At 63.7% G+C, this 23041-nt stretch carries 17 protein-coding genes; 14 read left to right on the top strand and 3 right to left on the bottom strand.

Annotated elements, in window-relative coordinates; translation table 11 throughout:
- Nucleotides 1-72: 72 nt before the first annotated feature.
- The 5 genes from PFLCHA0_RS05270 (at nucleotide 73) to ribD (ending at nucleotide 5415) form a co-directional block, all read left to right on the top strand.
- On the top strand, nucleotides 73-813 hold the full coding sequence (locus tag PFLCHA0_RS05270; RefSeq protein ID WP_015634246.1) for a class I SAM-dependent methyltransferase: 741 nt from the start codon (nucleotides 73-75) through the stop codon (nucleotides 811-813).
- 41 nt (nucleotides 814-854) lie between these two features.
- Nucleotides 855-1862 (top strand): formylglycine-generating enzyme family protein, encoded by a 1008-nt coding sequence (locus PFLCHA0_RS05265; protein ID WP_015634245.1) that lies wholly within the window; start codon nucleotides 855-857, stop codon nucleotides 1860-1862.
- A gap of 66 nt (nucleotides 1863-1928) precedes the next feature.
- Nucleotides 1929-2528, top strand: a complete 600-nt coding sequence (locus PFLCHA0_RS05260) for a GTP cyclohydrolase II (protein ID WP_011059387.1) — start codon at nucleotides 1929-1931, stop codon at nucleotides 2526-2528.
- Between the two features lie 80 nt (nucleotides 2529-2608).
- On the top strand, nucleotides 2609-4312 hold the full coding sequence (locus PFLCHA0_RS05255; protein ID WP_015634244.1) for a WD40 repeat domain-containing protein: 1704 nt from the start codon (nucleotides 2609-2611) through the stop codon (nucleotides 4310-4312).
- Entirely contained in the window at nucleotides 4309-5415 is a 1107-nt protein-coding gene (gene ribD, locus PFLCHA0_RS05250; protein ID WP_011059385.1) for a bifunctional diaminohydroxyphosphoribosylaminopyrimidine deaminase/5-amino-6-(5-phosphoribosylamino)uracil reductase RibD, read from the top strand. The genes PFLCHA0_RS05255 and ribD overlap by 4 nt, the downstream gene beginning before the upstream one ends.
- On the opposite strand, the gene PFLCHA0_RS05245 is transcribed toward ribD, so the two are convergent.
- Nucleotides 5394-6320, bottom strand: a complete 927-nt coding sequence (locus tag PFLCHA0_RS05245) for a LysR family transcriptional regulator (RefSeq protein WP_011059384.1) — start codon at nucleotides 6318-6320, stop codon at nucleotides 5394-5396. The two genes, ribD and PFLCHA0_RS05245, sit on opposite strands and share 22 nt — an antisense overlap.
- Before the next feature lie 46 nt (nucleotides 6321-6366).
- On the opposite strand from PFLCHA0_RS05245, the gene PFLCHA0_RS05240 reads away from it, so the two are divergent.
- Genes PFLCHA0_RS05240 through PFLCHA0_RS05230 form a run of 3 tightly spaced genes read left to right on the top strand, consistent with a single transcriptional unit; the run spans nucleotide 6367 to nucleotide 11021 of the window.
- A complete protein-coding gene (locus PFLCHA0_RS05240) occupies nucleotides 6367-6780 on the top strand; it encodes a VOC family protein (protein WP_015634243.1) in 414 nt (137 codons plus the stop codon).
- Nucleotides 6781-6810: 30 nt separating this feature from the next.
- Nucleotides 6811-7962 carry an efflux RND transporter periplasmic adaptor subunit gene (locus tag PFLCHA0_RS05235; protein WP_015634242.1) on the top strand — a complete coding sequence of 384 codons (1152 nt, stop codon included), beginning with the start codon at nucleotides 6811-6813 and terminating at the stop codon, nucleotides 7960-7962.
- On the top strand, nucleotides 7959-11021 hold the full coding sequence (locus tag PFLCHA0_RS05230) for a MexW/MexI family multidrug efflux RND transporter permease subunit (RefSeq protein ID WP_015634241.1): 3063 nt from the start codon (nucleotides 7959-7961) through the stop codon (nucleotides 11019-11021). Before PFLCHA0_RS05235 ends, PFLCHA0_RS05230 begins: the two co-directional genes overlap by 4 nt.
- Nucleotides 11022-11080: 59 nt before the next feature.
- On the opposite strand, the gene PFLCHA0_RS05225 is transcribed toward PFLCHA0_RS05230, so the two are convergent.
- Nucleotides 11081-12475, bottom strand: coding sequence for a PhoH family protein (locus PFLCHA0_RS05225; RefSeq protein WP_011059380.1), 1395 nt, complete (start codon nucleotides 12473-12475; stop codon nucleotides 11081-11083).
- A gap of 346 nt (nucleotides 12476-12821) precedes the next feature.
- The gene (locus PFLCHA0_RS05220) at nucleotides 12822-13946 is read right to left on the bottom strand and encodes a polysaccharide deacetylase family protein (protein WP_015634240.1); all 1125 of its coding nucleotides are present in this window, start codon (nucleotides 13944-13946) and stop codon (nucleotides 12822-12824) included.
- 211 nt (nucleotides 13947-14157) lie between these two features.
- Between PFLCHA0_RS05220 and yaaA the strand changes: the two genes are divergently transcribed.
- From yaaA to PFLCHA0_RS05190, 6 genes are all read left to right on the top strand, one after another.
- Entirely contained in the window at nucleotides 14158-14937 is a 780-nt protein-coding gene (gene yaaA / locus PFLCHA0_RS05215) for a peroxide stress protein YaaA (protein WP_015634239.1), read from the top strand.
- Nucleotides 14938-15750: 813 nt separating this feature from the next.
- The gene (locus PFLCHA0_RS05210; protein WP_011059377.1) at nucleotides 15751-17067 is read left to right on the top strand and encodes a nucleotide sugar dehydrogenase; all 1317 of its coding nucleotides are present in this window, start codon (nucleotides 15751-15753) and stop codon (nucleotides 17065-17067) included.
- A gap of 142 nt (nucleotides 17068-17209) precedes the next feature.
- A complete protein-coding gene (gene alg8, locus PFLCHA0_RS05205) occupies nucleotides 17210-18691 on the top strand; it encodes a mannuronan synthase (protein ID WP_011059376.1) in 1482 nt (493 codons plus the stop codon).
- Between the two features lie 35 nt (nucleotides 18692-18726).
- On the top strand, nucleotides 18727-19896 hold the full coding sequence (locus PFLCHA0_RS05200) for an alginate biosynthesis protein Alg44 (RefSeq protein WP_011059375.1): 1170 nt from the start codon (nucleotides 18727-18729) through the stop codon (nucleotides 19894-19896).
- Nucleotides 19897-19905: 9 nt separating this feature from the next.
- Nucleotides 19906-21411: an alginate biosynthesis TPR repeat lipoprotein AlgK gene (gene algK, locus PFLCHA0_RS05195; RefSeq protein WP_015634238.1), complete on the top strand. Its 1506-nt coding sequence runs from the start codon at nucleotides 19906-19908 to the stop codon at nucleotides 21409-21411.
- A gap of 161 nt (nucleotides 21412-21572) precedes the next feature.
- A complete protein-coding gene (locus PFLCHA0_RS05190) occupies nucleotides 21573-23030 on the top strand; it encodes an alginate export family protein (protein ID WP_041120551.1) in 1458 nt (485 codons plus the stop codon).
- Nucleotides 23031-23041: the final 11 nt, after the last annotated feature.

Below are 23041 nucleotides of genomic sequence, written 5' to 3'. Positions count from 1 at the left end.
ACCAGAAACAACCTGCCCAACTATTTCCTCATCGGAAAGTTAATAACACTCAGCCGACCAGATAGGTGAACAATGACCAGTCAAGCTGCAACTTATGACTCCATCGGTGAACGCTTTGAAGACTTTACCGACACCGCCTCGCAACGCTCGGTAGAAACCGAAACCTTCTTCCATATGGTGGGAGCCATCCAAGGCAAATCCGTCCTGGACCTGGCCTGCGGCTTCGGCTACTTCGGCCGCGAGCTTTACCACCAGGGCGCCAGCAAGGTGGTCGGGGTAGATATTTCCTCATCGATGATCGAACTGGCACGCAAGGAATCGGCGCGCAACCAGGAGGCCATCGAGTATCACGTCGCCAACGTCTGCGACATGGGCGTACTGGGGCACTTCGACCGCGTCACTGCGGCCTGGCTGTTCAATTACGCGCAATCGCCACAAGAGCTGGAAAAGATGTTCAAGGTCGTGGCCAGGAACATGGTCCCCGGCGGCAAACTCATCGCCTACACCGTGGACCCGGGCTTCGAGTTGCAACGCGGCAACTTCACCAAGTACGGCGTCCACGTACTCAGCGAAGAAGCCCATGCCGGTGGCTTCCGCCATCACGCCGAGTTCGTTACCCAACCGCCCAGCGCCTTCACCTTCCACCGCTGGAGCCGCGACACCTACGAGCACGCCATCCTCAAGGCCGGCTTCTCCAAGCTGCAGTGGCAGAAGCCAATCATCTCCGTCGCCAATCGTGCCAAGCATCCCGTCGGCTACTGGGACGATTTCGAGCGCAACTGCCTGCAAACCGGGCTGATCTGCACCCTGTGACCGCCCCTCTCCCCTCAACCAGATGCAGGACAAGAAGTACTATGAATTCCAAGGGTTTTGCTCACTGGCCAGTGTTCGACGGCCCCCTGACAGCCGAAATGACCGACAGGCAATTGATGGGCCTCGCGGAACACTTTCAGCCAGGCATCGAGCTTTCGCTGCCCCTGGCAGTCTGGCGGCAGTTGTCCGACAAATCGGCGGAGCAGTTGGCCCTGGGGGTGGAAAACCCTGACGCTCCCCTGTCATGGCGTCTGGCCTCGGCACGGCTGCTGGCACAGACCATGGACCCACGCCTGGATGTACTCAACCCGCCGATGATCACCATCGAAGGCGGCCAGGTCGAGATCGGCCTGGAGGAGTCGGCCATCGACCAGGTGCTGCAGCACATGCAGGGCCTGGGGCTGGACCGCAGCTGGATCGAGAAGGAGGCCCCGCGCCACCAGGTGGAGCTCAAGCCCTACGCCATTGGCAAGTACCCGGTAACCAACCTGGAATACCGGGCATTCCTGGAGGATTCGCAGTACCCCGCCATCCCCGGCAACTGGCTTTTCGGCCAGTTCCCCAGCGAACGCGCCAACCATCCGGTCTATGGCCTGAGCGCCGGCGATGCCGACGTCTACTGCCAGTGGCTGGCGGCCCGTACCGGTCGCTCGTTCCGCCTGCCCAGCGAAGCGGAATGGGAGTTTGCCGCCGCCGGCCATGAAAACCTCGAATACCCCTGGGGCGACCAGTTTCTGCCCCTGCACGCCAACACCGCGGAAATGGGCCTGTTCGCCACCACCCCGGTAGGTGCCCTGCCCGAGGGCGCATCGCCCTTCGGCTGCATGGACATGGCCGGAAACGTCGAAGAATACGTGGCCGATGACTACGCCCCCTACCCCGGCGGCAACGCCGTCATCGACGACCTGGTGACCGTGGTCGGCACCCACCGGATTGCCCGCGGCGGCAGCTTCACACGCTTTCGCGACTTGACCCGCAACTGCCGTCGACACGGCAAATACCCCAGGGAGATCTACGTGATGGGCTTCAGGCTCGCCGAGAGCCTCTGACCCGGCATTTCTACTTTTGCAACCAAACAATTACACGTTCAACGTCAAAGAACGGAAGGGATTTCCATGAACACACTCAGCATCAGAAACCAGGTCGACATCCCCCTGAACGACTCGCCCACCCCCGGCACTTTCTACAGTTTCAGCGGCCTGGAAGCGGCCCATGAACACATCCTGATCAAGCTGGGCCCCGCCAGCGAACACAGCCCCCTGGTGCGCATTCATTCCGAATGCCTGACCGGCGATGTCTTCAACTCCCAGCGCTGCGATTGCGGCCCGCAACTGAGCGAGTCCATCTCGCGCATGCAGGAAGAAGGCGGCTACCTCATCTACCTGCGCCAGGAAGGCCGGGGCATCGGCCTGTACGCCAAGCTGGATGCCTACCGCCTGCAAGACGGCGGCATGGACACCTTCGAAGCCAACAGCCACTTGAACTTCCCCGAGGACGGCCGGGACTTCTCCATGGCCGCCAGGATGCTCAAGGCCCTGGGCGTGCAGCACTGCCGCCTGATCACCAACAACCCGGACAAGGTCCAGGCCCTGAAGGACAACGGCATCATCGTGGACAGCACCATCCCCACCGGGGTCTTCCTCACCCGGCACAACAGCCACTACCTGCAAGCCAAGAAAGACAAGAAGCACCACCTCATCGATCTCATCAAATAGAAGAGCCTGCCTCCCCCGGAGCCCGCGGGCCGGGGGACGGCTGCCCGTCATCCGCCAACGCATTATTAAGGACAATAATCATGAGACATTTCGGGCCCATCAGCGGCATCGCCACGTTCAAGGACACCTACGTCGCCACCGCCGGCTACGACAACCAGGTGATCCTCTGGGATGCCAGGACCCGGACCCCGATCCAGCGGGTCCTTCACGATCACCTGGCCAACCAGTGCGCATTCAACGCCGCCGGCACGCTGCTGGTAAGCGCCAGCAGCGACTACACCGCGCGGGTCTGGGAAGTGCCGTCCCTGCGCCTGAAGACCGTGCTCATCGGCCATGACGACGACATCGAGATGGCCGCCTTCTCCCCGGACGGCCAGACCATCGCCACCTGTTCCCGGGACCACAGCATCCGCCTGTTCAACCTCAGCGGCCAGACCCTGCGGATCCTCCACGGCCACACCGCCGACGTGATCTCGGTGTGCTGGTCGGCCGATGGCCAGACCCTGGTGTCGAGCAGCGATGACGGTTCGATCCGGCGCTGGGATGCCAATACCGGGCAACAGCTGGAAACCATCGACCTGGGCGGCGTGGAAACCGACACCGTGGCCCTGTCCCGCGAGGGCATCATTTTCGCCGGCGACGACGAAGGCAAGATCTCCATCATCAGCCCCCGCGGCACCCTGCTGCAGCCCGCCCACAGCGCCGGGATCAAGCGCATCATCTGGGACGACAGCCAGCGCCTGCTGATCAGCCTCAGCTACGACCGCTCGGTCATGCTCTGGCACCTCAAGCAGGACGGCACCCTGGTCAAGACCGCGGAAACCTCCCTGCCGAGCATCATCTGGCCACGCAGTTGCGCGCTGCTGGGCAGCCATCGCATCGCCTTCGTCACCTTCGGCTCACGCTATGCCACCTGGGATTTCGCCACCCAGACCTGGGACCTCAGCGGCATCGAACCGGCGGTCAGCCTCAACGCCGTGGCGGTGGTCGGCGAAGACGTCTACAGCATCGGCGACGCCGGCATCCTGCACATCAACGGCCAACCCAGCATCAAGGCCGGCAGCCTGTGCAACTTCCTCCTGCCCTTTGGCGACAGTGTGTTGACCGGCGGCCAGATGGGCACGGTGTTCGACGCCCGCACCGGCGCCACCCTGTACCAGCACCGCTCGCCCCTGAACTGCGGCACCACCTTCATCAAGGACGGTGCCTTGCACGCAGCCATCGGCACCTACACCGGCGAAGCGCTGATCTTCTGCCTGGACCAGCAGCAGCCGCGCTTCGTCACCCAGGTGCGCATGCATGAGAACGCCATCAAAGGCATCGCCGCCGATGAAACCTACATTTTCAGCGTGTGCGCCACCGCAGCCGCGGCCTTCTTCCGGATTGCCGACTTCGGCCTGGAAACCTACCTGGACAAGGCCCACGAGCGGATCTCCAACGGCTGCACGCAGATCCAGGGCGGCTTCGCCAGCATCGGTCGCGACCTGAAACTGCGCCTGTGGCGCGATGGTGCCAGCGAGGTGTTCGACACGCCCCACAGCCACTCGATCAAGTGCATCGCCATCTCCCGCGACCGCTCGATGATCGCCACCGGCAGCTACGGCGGCACCGTGGCCGTCTTCGATCTGAAAAAGCGCGTCTGGGCCAGCGTGGAGAAACCCACCGCCAGCGGCATTTCCTGCCTGATCCATGACGCCAGCGGCGAAGGTTTCCTGGCCAGCGCCTACGACGGCCGGATCTACCCGATCACGCCCCCGGCCGCTGTCCAGTCGGCGCGCCCATGACCTACTTCAGCGAAGTCGACTTCCAGCACATGCAGCACGCCCTGTCCCTGGCAGAACGGGGCAGCCACTCCACCTGGCCCAATCCGCGGGTAGGTTGCGTGATCGCCCATGGCTCGCAAGTGGTCGGCGAAGGCTGGCATCGGCGGGCCGGCGGGCCCCACGCCGAGGTGTTCGCCCTGCGCCAGGCCGGTGGCCTGGCGCGGGGTGCCACCGCCTACGTGACCATGGAACCCTGCAGCCATGTCGGACGCACCGGTGCCTGCCATCAGGCCCTGATCGACAGCGGCGTGCACAGCGTGGTGGTGGCCCATCAGGACCCGTTCGAACAGGTCAACGGCCAGGGCATCGCCCAACTGCGTAACGCCGGAATCGAGGTGCGGGTCGGCCTGCTGGAATCGGCGGCCCAGGAGTTGAACCGCGGCTTTCTGTCCACGGTGCGGCGCCAGCGGCCCTGGGTGCAACTGAAAATGGGCATGAGCCTGGACGGGCGCACGGCCCTGGACAATGGGCGCTCGAAGTGGATCACCAGCACCCGGGCCCGGGCCGACGTGCAGTATTGGCGGGCCCGCAGCTCGGCGATCCTCACCGGCAGCGGTACCGTCCTGGCGGACGACCCACTGCTCACGGTACGCCAGCTGTCCTCCCCGGAGGCCCTGGCGCCAGTACGTGTGGTGCTCGACAGCCAGGGCCGGGTGCCCGCCACGGCGCGGGTGTTCAACGACCAGGCGCCGAGCCTGCACGTGGTGCACCGGGAGTGCCCGCTGGCCAGCAGCGACAGCGAGCAGGTCATGGCGCTGCCCGGGGACGACCAGGGCCTGCACCTTGAGCAGTTGCTGCACAACCTCAGCCAGCGCGGCCTGCACGACCTGCTGGTGGAAGCCGGCCCGACACTGGCCGGCAACCTGCTCAAGGCGCATCTGGTGGATGAGTTGCTGTTGTACGTGGCTCCGCGCCTGCTGGGGGATCTGGCCCGGCCGCTGGTGCACCTGCCGTGCTTCGACCGCCTGGAGGAGGCCCTGGACTTTGCCCTGTATGACGTCAGCCAGCTGGGGCCGGACCTGCGTCTGCGCCTGCGGCCGGCTCAGCCGCCGAGCGCGCTATGAGCGACCACCTGCTTGACCTGCTCACGCAACCAGACATGGGCCGGTTCATTGTCGAAACGCTGATGCCAGATCTGCACGAAGGGAAACGGCGGAATCGGCAACGGCGGTCGCAGCTGGATCAGGTCCTGGTTAAGCAGCGCTTCGTCCAGGGTGCGAGTGGCCACCGTGAGAATCAGGTCGGTGTTGTGAATCATGCTGGGGGCAGTGCGCCAATGGGGCACGCTCACGGCTATCCGCCGCTGCAGCCCTTCGTCGCGCAGCAGGCTGTCCACCTCGCCGTTGGCGCTGCCATCCATCGACACCAGGATGTGTGGCCGGGCCAGGTAGCTGTCCAGGTCCAGCGTGCCGTCGGCCGGCAATGTGCGTCGATCGAGGAGGCAGGAGAAGGTTTCCTCGAACAGTACCTCGGTGGAAATGTCGCCGGACAGGTTGGGAAACACCCCCAGGGCCAGGTCGATCTTGCCCTGGGAAACCTGCTCGAACATTCCGTGCCGGGTGTCCTGGGTCACCACCAAGGTGGTGTTCGGCGCATCGCGGCGCAAGCGCACCATCAGGTTGGGCAGCACCAGCGCGGCGCCGTAGTCGGACATCGCCAGGGTGAAGATGCGCTGGGAACTGGCGGGGTCGAAGTCGATGGACTTGCCGAACAGGGTTTCGATCTGGCCGAGGATTTCCCGCAGCGGCTGCTGGATGTTCTGGGCCAGGGAACTGAGCACCAGTTCGCTGCCCCGGCGAATCAGGATCGGGTCATCCAGCAACCCGCGCAACTTGCTCAACGAGTGGCTGATGGCCGGCTGGCTCAAGTGCAGGCGCAAGGCCGTGCGGGTGACATGTTTTTCTGTCAGCAGGGCATCAAGCACCACCAGCAGGTTCAAATCGATATTGCGCAGTAAGACCGTGACCATCCTGTCATTTCCAACTCAGGGAGCAAGGTCCCAAAAGGAGCAACACATGCTGCAACTCAAACGAATTATTGAAACAGCCCTTTATGTGAACGATCTCGACATCGCGAAAGAATTCTACGCAAAAACCTTCCAGCTGGAAGTCATGGTCGAGAGCGATGTCCTCGTGGCGCTGAACATCGGCGGCCAGAATACCCTGTTGCTCTTCAAGCGGGGCGCCTCGCTGCACACCAAATACCTCAGCGGCGGCGAGATCCCGCCCCACGATGCCAGCGGGCGGATCCATGTGTGCTTTGCCATCGACAAGCAGGACCTGCCCGGCTGGAAGGAACGCCTGGCCCACTCCGGCATTCCCCTGGAAGGTCGTACCGAATGGCCCAAGGGCGGCTCCAGCATCTATTTCCGCGACCCGGATGAAAACCTCGTCGAGCTGCTCACCCCCGGTTGCTGGCCGATCTACTGAAACTGCAACTGACGTCAAGGAGTGAATGTCATGGTGTCCGTCGGTGTAACCAAGCCCCCCTCCCTGCGCGCATGGCTGGCGCTGATCGCGGCGCTGCTGACCGTCGGCCTGCTGGCCGGGTGGCTGTGGCACGGGGCCCGGCCCGGCCCACAGGCCTATGCACAGGCACCGGTCAAGGTCGCCGTGGCCACGGCCAGTACCCTGCCCTTCCCGAACTACCTGGAAGCCATCGGCGAACTGGAGGCGATCCAGCAAGTCAGCGTGCCGGCGGAAATCGGCGGGCGCATCGTCAACCTGCCGATCCAGTCAGGGCAGCGGGTCGAACGCGGCCAGGTCCTGGTCCAGCTCAACGACGCGCCCCAGCGCGGCAACCTGGTGCGCCTACAAGGGGAAATGGAAAACGCCCGGATCCGCCTCGAACGCTCGCGGCGCCTGGTGTCGGTCAACGCCACCTCCAGGGAAGCCTTCGACAATGCCCAGACCGAGCTGTCCACCGCCAAGGGCGCCTTGCAGGCGCTGACCGCGGAAATCGAGCAGCGCACCATCCGCGCGCCCTTTGCCGGCACCCTGGGCATTCGCAAGGTGCACCTGGGGCAATACGTGAACCCCGGGGACGTGCTGATCAACCTGATTGGCGACAAGGGCCTGTACGTCAACTTCAGCGTGCCCGAGCAGGCGCTGGCCCAGGTCACGCCGGGGGCGACCCTGGAAGTGCTTCTCGATGCCCTGCCCGGGCAGGTGCTCAGCGCCAAAGTGAGCGCTGTCGATCCGTTTCTCGATCGCACCCGCACCCTGAGCATCCAGGCGCGCCTGCAAGACCCGCCAGCCAGCGCCCTGCCCCATATGTTCGCCCGTGTGCGGCTGGCCCAGCCGCTGCCCAGCGGCACCTTGAGCGTGCCGGAAACCGCGGTGACCTATAACGCCTACGGCGAAGAGTTGTTCGTGGTCCAGCCGGCCAAGGATGCCCAGGGCGCGCCGACGGTGCAGCGGGTATCGGTGAAAACCGGCGCGCGGCATGCCGGCCGGGTGGTGATCGACAGCGGCCTGGCGCCGGGCGCGCAAGTGGTGACGTCCGGGCAGATCAAGCTCAGTGACGGCGCCCCGATCGAACCGCAGCAGCACAGCGTGCTCAGCGATGCCGGCGGCAGTGCGACAACCCTGGCCGCGGGAGAAGAGCCGTGAAGTTCACCGATCTGTTTGTCCGCCGCCCGGTGCTGGCGCTGGTGGTCAGCCTGCTGATCCTGCTGGCGGGGCTCAAGGCCTACAGCAACCTGCCGGTGCGCCAGTACCCGTTGCTGGAAAGCTCGGTGATCAGCGTCACCACCGACTACCCCGGGGCGCCGGCTGAGCTGATGCAGGGCTTTGTCACCCAGCCGATCAACCAGTCCCTGGCCTCCGTGGAGGGGGTGGACTACGTCAGCTCGTCCTCGGTCCAGGGGCGCAGCCTGATCACCCTGCGCATGGCCCTCAACCAGGATTCGTCGAAGACCCTGAGCGAGGTGATCGCCAAGGTCAACCAGGTCAAGTACCGCCTGCCCGAGCAGGCCTACGACCCGGTGATCGAGCGTTCCGCCGGGGACGCCACCGCCGTGGCCTATGTCGGTTTCGCCAGCCGCTCGCTGTCCGCCTCGGCGCTGAGCGACTACCTCAGCCGAGTGGTACAGCCGCTGTTTTCCAGCATCGAGGGCGTGGCCAAGGTCGAGACCTTCGGCGGCCAGCGCCTGGCCATGCGCCTGTGGCTGGACCCGCAGCGCATGGCCGGCCACGGCGTCAGCGCGGCCCAGGTGGAACAGGCGATCCGCGCCAACAACTTCCAGGCCGCCCCCGGGCAGATCAAGGGCCAGTACGTGATCTCGTCGATCCAGGTCAACACCGACCTGAGCAACCTCGACGAGTTTCGCGACATGGTCATCAGCAACCGTGGCGACCACCTCCTGCGCCTGCGGGACATCGCCCGGGTCGAGCTGGGCTCGGCGTCCTATGAAACCAGTGCACTGATGGACGGCAAGCCGGCGGTGCACCTGGGCCTGTATGCCACGCCCAAGGGCAACCCGCTGCTGATCGTCGCCGACATCAAGCGCCTGCTGCCGGAGATCCAGAAGACCCTGCCGCCGGGAGTGGAGGTGGCCCTGGCGTTCGAGACCGCCCACTTCATCCAGGCCTCGATCATCGAGGTCATCGAAACCCTGATCGAAGCCATCCTGATCGTGGTGGCGATCATCTACCTGTGCCTGGGCTCGGCCCGCAGCGTGCTGATCCCGGTGGTCAGCATTCCCCTGTCGATGGTCGGCGCACTGGCGCTGATGCACCTGTTCGGCTTCAGCATCAACCTCCTGACTCTGCTGGCCATGGTCCTGGCCATCGGCCTGGTGGTGGACGATGCCATCGTGGTCATGGAGAACATCCACCGCCACCTCAAGGAGGGTCGCACGCCGTTGCAGGCGGCCTTTGTCGGGGCCCGCGAAATCGCCTCGCCGGTGATCGCCATGACCATCACCCTGGCTGCGGTGTACATGCCCATCGGCCTGATGAGCGGGCTGACCGGCGCGCTGTTCAAGGAGTTCGCCCTGACCCTGGCCGGCGCGGTGCTGATCTCCGGGGTAGTGGCCCTGACCCTGACCCCGGTGATGTGCGCCACGCTGCTGCCGGCGGGGCAGCAGGAAGGCCGCATGAGCCGCTGGGCCGAGCAGTTCTTCCACTGGCTGGCACGTCTCTACCAGCACGGCCTGGTGCGTTCCCTGCGCTGGCGCGGCGCGGTCCTGGCGTTTGCCGCCCTGGTGCTGCTCAGCCTGCCGTGGCTCTACGGCCACGCCAGCAAGGAGCTGGCGCCCAACGAAGACCAGGGCAACCTGCTGCTGGCGATCAAGTCGCCGCAGCACGCCAACCTGGACTATGTCGAGCGCTATGCCTACCAGCTGGACGCGATCCTCCAGGGCCTGCCGGAAACCGTCAGCACCTGGATCATCAATGGCAGCGACGGCGTGGCCGCCAGTTTCGCCGGGGTCAACTTCAGCGAGTGGTCGCAACGCCAGCGCAGCGCGGCCAGCATCCAGCAGCAGTTGCAGCAGGAGGTCGATGCGGTCGAGGGCAACTCGATCTTCGTCTTCCAGTTGCCGCCGCTGCCGGCCTCCACCGGCGGCCTGCCGGTGCAACTGGTGATCCGCAGCACCGAGGACTACCGCTCGCTGTTCCAGGCCATGGAAGAGATCAAGCAGCAGGCCCGGGCCAGCGGCCTGTTCGCGGTGGTGGACAGCGACCTGGAGTTCAACAACCCGGTGACCGAGGTGCGCATCGATCGCAGCAAGGCCAACAGCCTGGGCATCCGCATGCAGGACATCGGCACCACCCTGGCGGTGCTGATCGGCGAGAACTACACCAACCGCTTCGCCCTGCAAGGCCGCTCCTACGACGTGATTCCCCAGAGCGCCGCGGCCCAGCGCCTGACGCCCCAGGCCCTCAACGGCTTCTATGTGGAGACCGACAGCGGCACCCAGGTGCCGTTGTCCACCGTGGTCAGCCTGCATGACAGCATCCAGCCCAACAAGCTCAAGCAGTTCAACCAGCAGAATGCCGCGACCTTCCAGGGCATCCCCGCCCCGGGGGTCAGCCTGGGCCAGGCGGTGGCCTTCCTGCAGCAGCAAAGCCAGGCCCTGCCCGCCAGTTTCAGCCATGACTGGCAGGCCGATTCGCGGCAGTTCATCCACGAAGGCAATGCCCTGCTGCTGACTTTCCTGTTCGCCCTCATCGTGATCTACATGGTGCTGGCCGCGCAGTACGAAAGCCTGAGCGACCCGCTGATCATCCTGATCACCGTGCCGCTGTCGATCTGTGGCGCGCTGATTCCCCTGGCGCTGGGGCTGGCGACCATCAATATCTACACGCAGATCGGCCTGGTGACCCTGATCGGCCTCATCAGCAAGCACGGCATCCTGATGGTGGAGTTCGCCAATGAACTGCGCGCGTCCCTGGGCTGCACTGCGGCCCAGGCGATTATCCGCGCGGCACGGATCCGCCTGCGGCCGATCCTCATGACCACCGCCGCCATGGTGGTGGGGCTGGTGCCGCTGCTGTTTTCTTCCGGCGCCGGCGCCAGCAGCCGTTTCGGCCTGGGGCTGGTGATCGTCATCGGCATGCTGGTGGGCACCCTGTTCACCCTGTTCGTGCTGCCGTCGATCTACAGCCTGATGGCACGCACCCACAGTCGCTCCAGCGAGCTGGAGGAACTGCAGCAACTGGCCTGAGCCTGCGCCAGAAGTGCAACGGGCGGCCCAAGGGCCGCCCGTTGTGTTCCAGGGTGAGGTTACAAATGGCTTTCGGCGTATTCCGCCAGGATCGAGCGCGGTACCCCTTGCAGGGTGATGTGCACGCCGTTGGGGAAGTCCTTGAAACGTTCGGTGAGGTAGGTCAGGCCAGAACTGGTGGCCGACAGGTAGGGGGTATCGATCTGTGCCAGGTTGCCCAGGCACACCACTTTGGAACCGGCGCCGGCACGGGTGATGATGGTCTTCATCTGGTGCGGGGTAAGGTTCTGGCATTCGTCGATCAGGATCAGGCTCTGCTGGAAGCTGCGGCCGCGGATGTAGTTCAGGGATTTGAACTGCAACGGCACCTTGCTGAGGATGTAGTCGACGCTGCCGTGGGTGTTCTCGTCATCCATGTGCAGGGCTTCGAGGTTGTCGGTGATGGCGCCCAGCCAGGGTTCCATCTTCTCCGCCTCGGTGCCGGGCAGGAAGCCGATCTCCTGGTCCAGCCCCTGCACGCTGCGGGTGGCGATGATGCGCCGGTAGCGCTTGCTGACCATGGTCTGCTCGATAGCGGCGGCCAGGGCCAGGATGGTCTTGCCCGAGCCCGCGGCGCCGGACAGGTTGACCAGGTGGATATCCGGATCGAGCAGCGCGTACAGCGCCAGGCCCTGGTAGATGTCCCGCGGTTTCAGGCCCCAGGCCTCCTGGTGCAACAGGGGCTCCTGATGCAGGTCGAGGATCAGCAGCACATCGGCGCGGATTTCCTTGATCCAGCCGACAAAGCCCTGTTCGTCGATGATGAATTCATTGATGTGCACCGCCGGCAGGTTGTCGATCAACTGCACCTGGTGCCAGGTACGGCCATGGTCCTGGCGGGTTTCCACCTTGCTTACGCGGTCCCAGAACGAGCCGCTCATGTTGTGGAAACCATTGGGCAGCAGGGAAACATCGTCCACCAGCTGGTCGGTGCTGTAGTCCTCGGCGGCGATCCCGCAGGCCCGCGCCTTGAGGCGCATGTTGATGTCTTTGGTCACCAGCACCACGGGCAGGTCCTTGTTGCGCGCGTGCAGGTCGATCAGCTGGTTGATGATGATGTTGTCGTTGAGGTTGTCCGGCAACAGGCTGGTGGGCTCGTTGCGCTTGCTCATGAGGATCGACAGCAAGCCCTTGGGCCCGCTCTTGCCACGCTGGATCGGTACGCCCAGCTCGACGTCCTCGGGTGAGGCTTCACCCAGGGTCTTGTCGATCAGGCGGATGGCCTGGCGGCATTCGGCGGCCACGCTGTGATGCCCGCTCTTGAGCTTGTCCAGCTCTTCGAGGACGGTCATGGGGATGGCGACGTGGTGTTCTTCGAAATTCAGTAAGGCGTTTGGATCGTGAATCAATACATTGGTATCGAGTACATAAAGGATTGGCTGGTTGGAAGAAGAGCTACGTCCGTGGTCATCCATACTCGGTCACCTTATGTGGGAGCCAGTCGACGCAATACCATGGGGTATCGCGCCTCGAAGGGCCACCGAATTCACCCGCGGGGGTTCAGGTGACCTGCACACACAAGGAGTCTTGGGAGACGCCACCTGTGTCGCAGGTTTCGGCGGTCTGAGTTCGTAATACTCCAAAAGCCGTGACAGGAAAAAGCACTTTGACGCTTTTTTGATGTTTATTTTGCAGAGTGACGAATAGCCCTTGGCGAGTGGCCCGGGCACCGTTAAAGTCGGAAGTCCGCCTGCCTCGAAATCCCGCTATTTTTCCCCTCTTCAGCCGCCATTTCTCCCTGTTTGCGCAGGCTGTTTCGTTTCAGCGAAATGCATCCTGGCAGTCTTCCCAACCGATGCCGCTCTGCGCGGTCTGGGCCAGCAACCAGGGCAGGCTGCTCTTGACCCCATCCTGCTTGGCATTGAAGGCGATCACCCCGCGTCGCCACAGCAGCATCAAGGTCAACACTCTTTGCCCGCTGTCCTCGGCCTTGAGCTTGCCGGCGCCATCCTGGGCGTCGATGTCCCATAGCGCCACCTGCATGCCCTGGGCATTGAAGAAGCCCTGGGCGTCGGCGCGACGCTGGCCATAGGGCGGGCGGAACAGCGGCACGTAGTTTTCCGGCAGCTTGCTTTTCACCAGGTCGGCGCTGCGCTGGATCGAGTACTGCCAGTCCTGCCAATGGCTGTGGGAACGGAATTCCCACCCCTGGACCCCAACGCACTGCCGGGAATACAGGGATTGCAGGCTGGCCACCGAAGCCTTGTCGAGACGGTTCTGGATATCGTTGCCAAGAACGAAGAAGGTGCCGCTGAGGTTGGCCTTGCGCAGGTAGTTGGTGAGCCAGGGCGTGTTGTCCGGCGCCAGGTTGGCGGCGCTGTCGAAGGTCAGCAGAAACAGCCGGTCATTGAGCTCGTCGCCATTGCGCTCGTAGTCGCCAAAGCGCAGCACTTCGCTGCTGGTCTGCGGTGACAGCGCGGCCTTGCGCAGCAATTCGTCCAGGTACTGCTCGTGGAAGGTCCGGCTCGGCTCGCCCCAGCGCGCGTAGTAGGAGTCCTGCGCCAGATGGAACTTGCCGGCCTGCTTGCGCAACTGCTGCATGTTTTCCACCAGGTAACAGAAGGACGCGTCCTGGTCGCAGCTCTGCTGGGCGAAGTTGTAGTTATCCAGCAGGCGCTGCCACAGATGCTCGCGCAGCTCAAAGATCGCCTCCATATTGATCATCCGCAGGCCCAGGCGCTGCTTCATCGAGGCTTCGTCCCAGGCTTCGCTGATCAGCAAGGCGCGAGCGAAGGAGAGGATCTCGGCCCGCGAGGCGACGTCGAACAGGGTCGGATTGTCGAGCTTTTCCGGCCAGGTGCTGCGGTCCAGGGTCGCCACATCATTGGGCGCTGCCAGCACGCTGAAACTCAGAAGCCAGGCCGAGAAGAGAAACGCGATACGCAAAAGGGATGCCTCCAGAACAAAACCCGCGCCGCACTATAGCCGATCTGTGCCAGGAATCAGGGCCCCTTCGCCGGCAAGCCGGCTCCTACAGGCTCGTGCGGGAGCCGGCTTGCCGGCGAACCGCGATCAGCGGTCATGACTATCGCCATCATAGGTGGAGTCCGGGCGCCCGAGCCCCTAGAATCCCCCGACGCCAAAAGGAGACGACCCCATGCTGATGGTGATTTCACCCGCCAAGACCCTCGATTACGAAACACCGCCGGTTACCCAGCGCTTCACCCAGCCGCAATACCTCGACCACTCCCAGGAACTGATCCAGCAACTGCGGGAACTGACCCCGGCGCAGATCAGCGAGCTGATGCACGTATCCGACAAGATCGGCGGGCTCAACGCCGCGCGCTTCGGTAGCTGGACCCCGGCCTTCACTCCAGACAACGCCAAGCAGGCGCTGCTGGCGTTCAAGGGCGACGTCTATACCGGGCTCAACGCCGAAACCCTCAGCGAGGCGGATTTCGACTACGCCCAGCAACACCTGCGCATGCTTTCCGGCCTGTACGGCCTGCTGCGCCCCCTGGACCTGATGCAGCCCTATCGCCTGGAAATGGGCACCAAGCTGGCCAACGCCCGGGGCAAGGACCTGTACGCCTTCTGGGGCACCCGCATCAGCGAATGGCTCAACGAGGCTCTGGCCGAGCAAGGTGACGACCTGCTGCTGAACCTGGCTTCCAACGAGTACTTCTCGGCGGTCAAGCGCACGGCCCTGAACGCGCGGATCATCAATACCGAGTTCAAGGACCTGAAGAACGGCCAGTACAAGATCATCAGTTTCTATGCCAAGAAAGCCCGTGGCCTGATGAGCCGCTTCGTCATCCAGGAGCGCATCAACGACCCCGCTCAGCTCAAGCAATTCGACGTCCAGGGCTACCGCTTCAGCGCGGAGCAGTCCAAAGCCGACACCCTGGTATTCCTGCGCGACCACGCACCGGAATAAAGCGTTCCCCTGCCGCGCTCCCTTCCAACCGGCGAGCGCGCCAGAATGTGATCATCCGCACATTCCCCGCCTTTAATAAGCCAATTTTCTGGCGCCATAGAACTTTCAGCGTTTTGCCTAACTTTTATTTCACTCGACAGCCCTGATTTTTTTCAGTAGTGGCACCACTTTTTTTATTCGGTAGTGGCACAAAAATATCCCCTCGCTTCAACTCCCCATAACTAAAGGCTCAAACCGTTAGTGCTATCAGTTTGAGAGCAGTGCCATCTTTCTCAATATTTCAAGAAATTTCGAAAAACAGGATGAGCGGGCAGGAACTATGCCTTCAGACACCGCTCATACCACCGGTAACGATTCTCAACGAGGTTGTAGGAGATGACTTACACGGACTCACGAGGAACTAATCAAGTTGCAACATTGATTTGACCAACGAGTCACAAACTTGAACTAAAGGGTAAACAAACGGAGATAAGGCACCTCAACTATCCCCTAACGAGCCAAGGAACAGCTGGCCTTCAAGGCCCCCGAAAACAACTGGAGAGCCCGTACTACGTGGCATCCAGCCATCCACAGGAACGCGGATGGTTTTTCTCGAGGGACCTGCAGCAGGAGCCGCCGGCAACATTCAAGGGCAAGTCAAAACAACATGGATCGGTTGCGCACAACTTGAGTGCATTTATTTAGTCACTCGGAACTTAGTCTGCCTGCACACGGTACTACAGCGTACTTCGCTGGACTTCCGAGTGCGCAACAACAGCTGGCAAACATTAACTCCGGCCATCTAATGGCGTGAATAACACAGAGGTAAATGCGATGCGCATCAGCATATTTGGTTTGGGTTACGTCGGTGCAGTATGTGCCGGTTGCCTGTCCGCACGGGGCCATGAAGTGGTTGGCGTAGATATCTCCAAAGACAAGATCGACCTGATCAACGCCGGCAAGTCGCCGATCGTCGAACCGGGCCTGGGCGAACTTCTGGCGCAAGGAATCCAGACCGCTCGTCTGCGTGGCACCACCAACTTCGCCGAGGCCATTCGCGATACCGACCTGTCGATGATCTGCGTCGGTACCCCGAGCAAGAAGAACGGCGACCTGGAACTGGACTACATCGAATCGGTGTGCCGCGAGATCGGTTTCGTCCTGCGCGACAAGGCCACCCGCCACACCATCGTGGTGCGCAGCACCGTGCTGCCGGGCACCGTGAAGAACGTGGTGATCCCGATCCTCGAAGACTGCTCGGGCAAGAAGGCCGGGGTGGATTTCGGCGTCGCGGTGAACCCCGAGTTCCTGCGTGAAAGCACCGCGATCAAGGACTACGACTTCCCGCCCATGACCGTGATCGGCCAGTTCGACCAGGCCTCCGGTGATGTGCTGCAAGCGCTGTACGAAGAGCTCGATGCACCGATCATCCGCAAGGACATCGAAGTCGCCGAGATGATCAAGTACACCTGCAACGTCTGGCACGCCACCAAGGTCACCTTTGCCAACGAGATCGGCAACATCGCCAAGGCGGTGGGCGTGGACGGCCGTGAAGTGATGGACGTGGTCTGCCAGGACAAGACCCTCAACCTGTCCCAGTACTACATGCGCCCGGGCTTCGCCTTCGGCGGCTCGTGCCTGCCCAAGGACGTGCGCGCCCTGACCTACCGCGCCGGCTCCCTGGACATTGAGGCGCCCCTTCTCAACTCGCTGATGCGCAGCAATGAATCCCAGGTGCAGAACGCCTTCGACATCGTTTCCAGCCATGACAAGCGCAAGGTCGCCCTGCTGGGCCTGAGCTTCAAGGCCGGCACCGACGACCTGCGCGAGAGCCCGCTGGTGGAACTGGCGGAAATGCTCATCGGCAAGGGCTTCGACCTGAGCATCTACGACAGCAACGTCGAGTACGCCCGGGTTCACGGCGCCAACAAGGACTACATCGAGTCGAAGATCCCCCACGTTTCGTCCCTGCTCAACTCGGACTTCGACGCGGTAATCGGCAACTCCGACGTGATCATTCTCGGCAACCGCGACGAGAAGTTCCGCGCCCTGGCCGAAGACGTGCCCCACGGCAAGCAGGTCATCGACCTGGTGGGCTTCATGTCCAAGGCTACCTGCAGCAAAGGCCGTACCGAAGGGATCTGCTGGTAAGGGTTCGCCAGCCAGCCGGCTCCTACCCCATCCCCGTAGGAGCTGGCTGGCCAGCGATCTGGCCCTCCCAGATCTCCATGCCTGCCTTAACCCCCCTCGGGCCACCCCACAGGCTCGCCCGAGACCTTGATGGACGCAGATTATGCACAGGCTAAAGCACGGCCTGCTTCAGGCCGCCGGTTGGCTGTTCTACTCGAGTTTGCTGATGGGCATGGCCTTGTTGCTGCCCGCCTCGACCTTCGACTCACAGTCCAAGGACTTCATTTTCCTGATTGGCGCCGTGGGCATCTGGCGCTACTCGATGGGTGCCACGCACTTCGTGCGCGGCATGCTGTTTCTCTACGTGGTCTACCCGCACCTGCGGCGCAAGGTGCGCAAGCTCGGCAGCGCGGCGGACCCGTCCCATGTGTACCTGATGGTCACCAGCTTCCGGATAGACGCGCTGACCACCGCCCAGGTCTACGGCTCGGTCATCCGTGAAGCCATCGACTGCGGCTTCCCCACCACCGTGGTCTGCTCGATCGTGGAAATGTCCGACGAGCTGCTGGTGAAAAGCCTGTGGGCGCGGATGAACCCGCCGGAGCGGGTCAAGCTGGACTTCGTGCGCATCCCCGGCACCGGCAAGCGTGATGGCCTGGCCTTCGGCTTTCGTGCCATCTCCCGCCACCTGCCGGACAGCCGCGCCGTGGTAGCGGTGATCGACGGTGACACCGTGCTCGGCGAAGGCGTGGTACGCAAGACCGTGCCCTGGTTCCAGCTGTTCGGCAATGTCGGCGGCCTGACCACCAACGAATTCTGCGAAGTGCGCGGCGGCTACATCATGAGCGAATGGCACAAGCTGCGCTTCGCCCAGCGCCACATCAACATGTGCTCCATGGCCCTGTCCAAGCGCGTGCTGACCATGACCGGGCGCATGTCGGTGTTCCGCGCCACCGTGGTCACCGACCCGGACTTCATCGCCGACGTGGAAAGCGACTCCCTGCAGCACTGGCGCCTGGGCCGCTTCAAGTTCCTTACCGGCGACGACAAGTCCAGCTGGTTCAGCCTGATGCGCCTGGGCTACGACACCTTCTACGTGCCTGACGCGGCAATCAACACCGTGGAGCACCCGCCGGAGAAGAGCTTCATCAAGGCCAGCCGCAAGCTGATGTTCCGCTGGTACGGCAACAACCTGCGGCAGAACTCCCGGGCCCTCGGCCTGGGCATGAAACGCCTGGGGCTGTTCACCAGCGTGGTGCTGTTCGACCAGCGCGTGTCGATGTGGACCTCGCTGCTGGGCCTGACCGTGGCGATCATCGCCAGCTTCAAGTACGGCACCGCCTTCATCCTGGCCTACCTGCTGTGGATCGGCATTACCCGCCTGATCCTGACCCTGCTGCTGTCCTGCTCGGGGCACCGCATCGGCCCGGCCTACCCCTTGATTCTCTATTACAACCAGATCGTCGGCGCGCTGGTGAAGATCTACGTGTTCTTCCGCCTCGACCAGCAATCCTGGACCCGCCAGGACACCAAGCTGACCCGCGACCTGGCCAGTTTTCAACGTTGGTTCAACACCTGGTCGTCTCGGACCATGACCTTCTCGGCCGGCAGCGTGTTCGTCGCTGTCCTGCTGCTGATGGTCTGAACCGCCTTGCCTGAATTAACTAGGAAATCGACTCTATGAACACCGCCGTGAACGTCAATGTAGTGCATGAATCCGAAGCCCAACGCCAGCACGCCCGGGTCAAGATCCCGGCCAAGCTGCGCTTCTTCGGAACCGAGGCCAAGCCTCTTGAAGTGCGGGTCCACGACCTCTCCGCCGGCGGCCTGAGCTTCAACGCCGGGCAGCAGATGCTGACCGTGGGCGAAGTGCACAAGGGCCGCCTGCAATTTGTCATCGACAACCTCGGCCTGGCCATGGACGTCGAGCTGCAGGTCCGCTCCTTCGATCGCCAGAGCGGCCGGGTCGGTTGCCAGTTCCAAAACCTCGAACCCCAAGACATCTCCACCCTGCGCCACCTGATCACCTCGCACCTGGCCGGCGACATCGTCAGCATGGGCGACGTGCTCGCCACCCTGCAGCGGGACAACTTCACCAAGGCGCGCAAGAACAAGGACAGCGGCAGCGGCATGACTCCGCTGGGGCGCCTGCGGGCGGTGACCTTCAGCGCCGGGATCTTCATCGTCGGCCTTGCCGCCTTCGGTTTCATCCTCAAGTCGGTGTACGGCATGTACTTCGTCAGCCACGCCGAGGCCGGCCTGGTCAACGTTCCGGGGATGAACGTCACCATGCCGCGCGACGGCACCGTGCAGAGCCTGGTGCAGACCGATGGCAGCGTCGCCAAAGGCGCGCCCCTGGCCAGCTTCAGCACCAGCATGCTGGACGTGCTCAAGGGCCACCTGGACGAAAACCAGCTGCAACCGGCCAAGGTCGAGGAACTGTTCGGCAAGCAGATGACCGGCACCCTGACCTCCCCCTGCGACTGCACCGTGGCCCAGCAACTGGTGGCCGACGGGCAGTACGCCAGCAAGGGCGACGTGATCTTCCAACTGGTGCCGCGCAATAGCCTGGCCAATGTCGAGGCGCGGTTCTCCTACCGCCAGTTCGGCGACGTGCGCCCGGGCACCAAGGTCAACTTCCAGATCGCCGGCGAGGATGAAGTGCGCACCGGCACCATCGTCAGCAGCGCCAGCCTCAACAGCAACGACCTGTCCTCCGACATCCGCGTACAGATCAAGCCCGACGCGCCCCTGAGCAGCGCCTTCGCCGGCCGCCCGGTGGAAGTCAGCAGCGACCGCGGCCCGTCGATGAACTGGCTGATCGACAAAGCCATGGCTGCGGGTCTCTGAGCGGAGGACATGCCTGTGACTAGCCTTTTCATTGGCGAGTGCTGCGCACTCGATCGCGAGCAAGCTCGCTCCTACCAGAACACCGCCGCCTCCCGTAGGAGCGAGCTTGCTCGCGAAAGCGCTCAAGGCCGCCGCCATCTGGCCCTATGCGCCCTGGCGCTGGCCGTGAGCCTGGCCGGTTGCGCCGGCCTGCCGGACCAGCGCCTGGCCAACGAGGCCCTGAAGCGCGGCGACACCGCCCTGGCCCAGCAGAACTACCGCCAACTGGCAGACCTGGGCTACAGCGAAGCGCAAGTGGGCCTGGCCGACATTCAGGTGGAAAGCCGCGACCCGGCGCAGATCAAGCAGGCCGAGGCCACCTACCGCGCCGCAGCCGACACCTCGCCCCGTGCCCAGGCGCGCCTGGGGCGCCTGCTGGTGGCCAAGCCCGGCTCCAGCGAGGCCGAGCAGCACGAAGCCGAAGGCCTGCTGAAGAAAGCCTTTGCCAATGGCGAAGGCAACACCCTGATCCCCCTGGCGATGCTGTACCTGCAATACCCCCACAGCTTCCCCAACGTCGACGCCCAGCAGCAGATCAGCCAATGGCGCGCCGCCGGCTATCCGGAAGCCGGTCTGGCCCAGGTCCTGCTGTACCGCACCCAGGGCACCTACGACCAGCACCTGGACCAGGTGGAAAGCATCTGCAAGGCCGCCCTCGACAGCACCGACATCTGCTACGTCGAGCTGGCCACCGTCTACCAGAAACGCGGCCAGCCAGAACAGCAGGCCGAGCTGATCAAGCGACTGCAGGCCGGCTACAGCCGTGGCAGCGTCAGTGCCCAGCGAGTCGACAGCGTGGCCCGGGTACTGGGCGATGCCAGTCTTGGCAAGCCGGATGAAAAGACCGCCCAGGCCCTGCTGGAACAGGTCGCCCCCGGCTACCCGGCCTCCTGGGTCAGCCTGGCGCAACTGCTCTACGACTTCCCCGAGCTGGGTGACGTCGACAAGATGATGGAATACCTGGAGAACGGCCGCGCCGCCGACCAGCCCCGGGCCGAACTGCTGCTGGGCAAGCTCTACTACGAAGGCAAGTGGGTGCCGGCGGACGCCAAGGTGGCCGAGGCGCACTTCCAGAAAGCCGTGGGCCGCGAAGTCGCCGCCGACTACTACCTGGGGCAGATCTACCGCCGTGGCTATCTGGGCCAGGTGTACCCGCAAAAAGCCCTGGACCACCTGCTGACGGCTGCCCGCAACGGCCAGAACAGCGCCGACTTCGCCATTGCCCAGCTGTTTTCCCAGGGCCGCGGCACCGCGCCCAACCCGGTCAACGCCTACGTCTTCAGCCAGTTGGCCAAGGCCCAGGACACCCCACAGGCCAACGAACTGGCCCAGCAGCTGGATCAACAACTGCCCCCCGGCCAGCGCGCCGAAGCCCAGCGCCTGCTGCAACAGGAGCAGGCGGCGCGCGGTGCCCTGACCCAGAACACGCTGCAACTGCACGCGCTGCAGGAAGAAGACGGCGAGGAATCCCTATGAAGTCCATCCCATTCAACACCACCCCTGTAGCCGCTGCCGCAGGCTGCGACCAAGCGCGAAGCGCTCGCCACGCCTGCCCTCGCGAATCGCGGCCGCTGCGCGACCGGGCACACCCCGCCGCCACCACCACAGGCAAGCGCTTGTGCCTGTCGAAACTGGGCATGGCCCTGGGTTTTGCCATGATCTGGTCCAACCCGACCCTGGCGGCCATCACCGACACCAAGAACTTCGGCCTGGAAGTGAAGATCACCGGCCAGTCCGAGGACGATCGCGACCTGGGCACCCAGGGCGGTGGCGACGTCAACGGCATCGGCCTCGACCTGCGGCCCTGGGTCTATGGCGAAAGCGGCAACTGGAGCGCCTACGCCATGGGCCAGGCAGTGACCGCAAGCGACGTGATCGAAACCGACACCCTGCAACAGTCCGGCGACGACGCCAGCCAGCAGTCCAGCAACGATGACCGCAAGACCAAGAAGAACTACCTGGCCATGCGCGAGTTCTGGGTCGGCTACAGCGGCTTCACCGCCTACCCCGGCGAGCAGTTGAAGTTCGGCCGCCAGCGCCTGCGCAACGATGACGGGCAATGGCGCGACACCAACATCGAGGCGCTGAACTGGACCTTCGACACCACCCTGCTGCGGGCCAACCTGGGGGCCGCCGAGCGCTTCAGTGAATACCGCACCGACCTCAAGGAGCTGGCGCCCAAGGACAAGGACCGCCTGCACCTGTACGCCGACGCCGCCTACCAGTGGACGCCCGGCCAGTGGGTGGGCATCCGCGCCCACCATACCCACGACGACGGCAAGCTCGACTATGCCCAGCCCGGCGTGGCCAGCGACCCGCTGGACAAAAAGGAAAACGGCGACCTGACCTGGCTCGGCCTGGAAGCCAACAGCGACGCCTTTAACTGGCGCAACACCAATACCGTCAACTACTGGGCCAGCCTCACCGGCATGCGCGGCGACCGCGATACGGTCAACCCGCTGAACGCCGATGGCAGCCGCCCGACCCAAGCCAAGCGCGGGGACAACCTCAACGGCTGGGCCACCGACCTGGGCGTGCGCCTGCGCCTTGACCCGAACTGGCAAGTGGGCGCGGCCTATGCCCGGGCCAGCGCCGAGTACGAACAGAACGGCCTGCAAAGCAACCGCTCCAACTACACCGGTACTCGCTCCCGGGTGCACCGCTTCGGCGAAGCCTTCCGGGGCGAAATGAACAATACCCAGAGCGCCACCCTGTTCGGTTCCTGGCAATTGCGCGAGGACTACGACGCCAGCCTGGTCTACCACAAGTTCTGGCGTGTGGACGGCAACAAACCGGTGGGCAGCAACGGCATCAACGCAGTGGACAACAACTACGACGACGCCACCGGCGCCCTGCTCAGCAGCACCTCCCTGCCGCTCATGGACGGCAAGAAGGACCTCGGCCAGGAGATGGACCTGGTGGTCACCAAGTACTTCAAGCAAGGCCTGTTGCCCGCGGCCCTGAGCCAGTCGATCGATGAACCTTCGGCCCTGGTGCGTTTGCGCGGTGGCGTGTTCAAGCCCGGCGACGCCTACGGCAAAGAGGTCGACTCCTACATGCACCGCGCCTTTATCGACGTGATCTGGCGCTTCTGATGCAAGCCGCT

Origin of the sequence: Pseudomonas protegens CHA0, assembly GCF_000397205.1 — a bacterium.
In the GTDB taxonomy this organism is placed as follows: Bacteria; Pseudomonadota; Gammaproteobacteria; order Pseudomonadales; family Pseudomonadaceae; genus Aquipseudomonas; species Aquipseudomonas protegens.
Note: the sequence above shows the minus strand (reverse complement) of the source record. Positions and strands in the feature narration are given on the sequence as shown.